The organism is Lacinutrix sp. (genome assembly GCF_037625555.1).
In the GTDB taxonomy this organism is placed as follows: Bacteria; Bacteroidota; Bacteroidia; order Flavobacteriales; family Flavobacteriaceae; genus Lacinutrix.
This window is the reverse complement of sequence record NZ_JASJHV010000097.1, coordinates 1-3,389: the sequence shown is the minus strand read 5'-3', so window position 1 is coordinate 3,389 and position 3,389 is coordinate 1. Positions and strand designations below refer to the sequence as shown.

The 3,389-nt window shown below is 32.0% G+C and carries 2 protein-coding genes; one reads left to right on the top strand and one right to left on the bottom strand.

Translation table 11 applies throughout. From position 1 onward, the window contains the following. Nucleotides 1–1,957: DNA gyrase subunit A (gene gyrA, locus QNK89_RS08135; protein WP_340170511.1), on the bottom strand; the 1,957-nt coding region annotated here is incomplete at its 3' end. A 370-nt stretch (nucleotides 1,958–2,327) separates the two neighbouring features. On the opposite strand from gyrA, the gene QNK89_RS08130 reads away from it, so the two are divergent. Continuing rightward, nucleotides 2,328–3,389 (top strand): Clp protease N-terminal domain-containing protein (locus QNK89_RS08130; RefSeq protein WP_340170510.1); only part of this gene is annotated, 1,062 nt, incomplete at its 3' end.

Below are 3,389 nucleotides of genomic sequence, written 5' to 3'. Positions count from 1 at the left end.
CTTCTAATAAAACATCATCTTCTTTAATAGTTATTGCATTAATACCGTTAGTTCTTGGTCTAGAGTATTGCTCTAAAGATGTCTTTTTAACTTGACCTTTTTTAGTAGCCATAATTACATAATGACTATTAATGTAATCTTCATCTTTTAAATCTTGTGTACAAATAAAAGCCATTACTTTATCGTCTTGCTCTATATTTATAAGATTTTGGATGGCTCTACCTTTAGATGTTTTACTACCTTCTGGAATTTCGTAAACACGCATCCAGAAACATTTTCCTTTTTGTGTAAAGAATAACATGTATTGGTGGTTTGTACCAACAAATAAATGCTCTAAGAAATCTTCATTTCTAGTTGTTGATGCTTTTTGTCCAACTCCTCCTCTATTTTGAGTTTTATATTCGCTTAATAATGTTCTCTTAATATATCCTGCATGAGAAATTGTAATAACAACTTGCGCATCTGGAATCATATCTTCGATACTTAAATCTCCTCCAGCATATTCTATTACAGAACGACGTTCGTCTCCATATTTATCACGAATAACAATTAGTTCCTCCTTAATAATGGTCATTCTAAGTCCTTCATCACCTAAAATATCTTTTAGGTCTTCAATAGTTTTCATGATATCTTCATATTCATTACGAAGTTTATCTTGCTCTAATCCTGTTAATTGACGTAGACGCATTTCTACTATTGCTTTCGCTTGAATTTCTGAAAGCTTAAAACGTTCAATTAAATTGTTACGCGCTTCATCTCCATTTGAAGATGCTCTAATAATTTTAATTACTTCATCAATATTGTCTGATGCTATAATTAATCCTTCTAATATATGAGCGCGCTCCTCAGCTTTTCGTAATTCGTAAGTTGTTCGTCTTACAACCACATCATGTCTGTGCTCAACAAAATATTGAATTAATTGTTTTAAATTCAATAATTGCGGACGTCCTTTTACTAATGCAATATTATTAACACTAAAAGACGATTGTAAAGCCGTGTACTTGTATAATTTATTTAAAACGATGTTAGGTATTGCATCACGCTTTAAAACATAAACAATACGCATTCCGTTTCTATCAGACTCATCTCTAATGGTAGAGATGCCTTCTAATTTTTTATCGTTAATTAAATCGGCAGTTTTTTTAATCATATCTGCCTTGTTCACTTGGTAAGGAATTTCTGTAACAATTACACATTCTCTACCTTGAACCTCTTCTATATTTGCATTAGCACGCATAACAATACGTCCACGGCCTGTATGAAAAGCTTCTTTAACACCATCATAACCATAAATAGTTCCTCCTGTAGGGAAATCTGGTGCTTTTACATGCTGTATTAATTCATCTATTTCAATATCGTTATTATCAATGTATGCAATAGTTCCATCAACAACTTCAGTTAAGTTGTGAGGAGGCATATTTGTAGCCATACCTACTGCAATACCAGAAGCACCATTTACAAGTAATCCTGGAATACGTGTTGGTAATACAGTTGGTTCTTCTAGCGTATCATCAAAATTTAGTTTATGGTCAACAGTTTCCTTATCAATATCTGCTAACATGTCTTCAGATATTTTACGCATTCTTGCCTCTGTATAACGCATTGCTGCAGGACTATCTCCATCTACAGAACCAAAGTTACCTTGTCCATCTACAAGCATGTAACGTAAACTCCATTCCTGAGCCATACGCACCATTGCATCATAAACTGAAGTATCTCCATGTGGATGATACTTACCTAAAACCTCACCAACTATTCTTGCCGACTTTTTGTGTGCACTATTTGCTCTAACACCTAGTTCATGCATACCATAAAGCACACGTCTATGAACTGGTTTTAAACCATCTCTTACGTCTGGTAAAGCACGTGACACAATAACTGACATTGAATAATCAATGTAAGCCGATTTCATTTCATCTTCAATATTAATTGGAATCACTTTTTCACCTTCTGCCATATATAATCTTAATTAAATTTTTGTAGTTATTTTGAAACATGCTAATATAAATATTTCATTAGTAATGGTAAGACTTTAAACCTAATTTCTGAGAGTTTTTATTAACAATTAAAACACCCTTTTTCGTTAATAACTATCTTGTTAATTGTTTTGATTTTATAAACTTTTTTTTGTCTATTAGCAGTGATTACCATCTCTTATTTAAAATAATAGAATAAAGCACCCGTTTTTCTATTCTAATCCAGTAAAAAAGAGCAATACAACACCTTTTTTTACTTATTTAAATAATAAATGGCACATAATAACATTAAGGAATAGTTTTTGTTTCTATATTATAAATCACTAAATTTAATGTCGAAAGGATAACTATATGGATGATAATTTTTCACCAAGAGTAAAAGATGTAATAGCTTACAGTAAAGAAGAAGCACTTCGCTTAGGTCATGATTTTATTGGTACTGAGCACCTTATGCTTGGTTTACTGAAAGATGGAAATGGAAAAGCAATAAATATATTAAATGCTTTAGATATAGATTTAAATCATTTAAGACGCAAAGTAGAGATATTAAGCCAAGCAATTCCTAATGTTACTATCACTGCTAACGAAAAAAAGAACTTGCATTTAACACGGCAAGCTGAGCGAGCATTAAAAACAACTTTTCTAGAAGCAAAGCTTTTTCAAAGTACCTCAATAAATACGGCACATTTATTATTATGTGTTTTAAGAAATGAAAACGATCCAACAACTAAACTTTTAAATAAGTTAAAAGTAGATTATGATAATGTAAAAGAACAATTTAAGTCTATGATAACAAACGACGATAATTATATAGAACCAAAATCAGAATCTTTTCAAGATGATGATTCTAAGGATAAAGAAGGTAGTGAGTCTAAAGATATTTTTAATACACCTACAGGTAAGGGTAATAAGAAGTCTAAAACACCTGTTTTAGATAATTTTGGACGTGATTTAACTGCAATGGCAGAAGAAGGTAAATTAGATCCTGTTGTAGGTCGTGAAAAAGAAATAGAGCGCGTTTCTCAAATTTTATCCCGTAGAAAGAAAAATAATCCTTTGCTAATTGGTGAACCAGGTGTTGGTAAAAGTGCAATTGCAGAAGGTTTAGCAAATAGAATTGTTAAGCGTAAAGTGTCTCGTATTCTTTTTGGAAAACGTGTTGTTACTTTAGATTTAGCAAGCTTAGTTGCTGGAACAAAATACAGAGGTCAGTTTGAAGAACGCATGAAAGCTGTAATGAACGAACTTGAAAAAAATGATGATGTTATTTTGTTTATAGACGAAATACATACCATTGTTGGTGCTGGTGGCGCAACTGGAAGTTTAGATGCTTCAAACATGTTTAAACCTGCTTTAGCTAGAGGCGAAATACAATGTGTTGGTGCCACGACGCTAGATGAATACAGACAATAT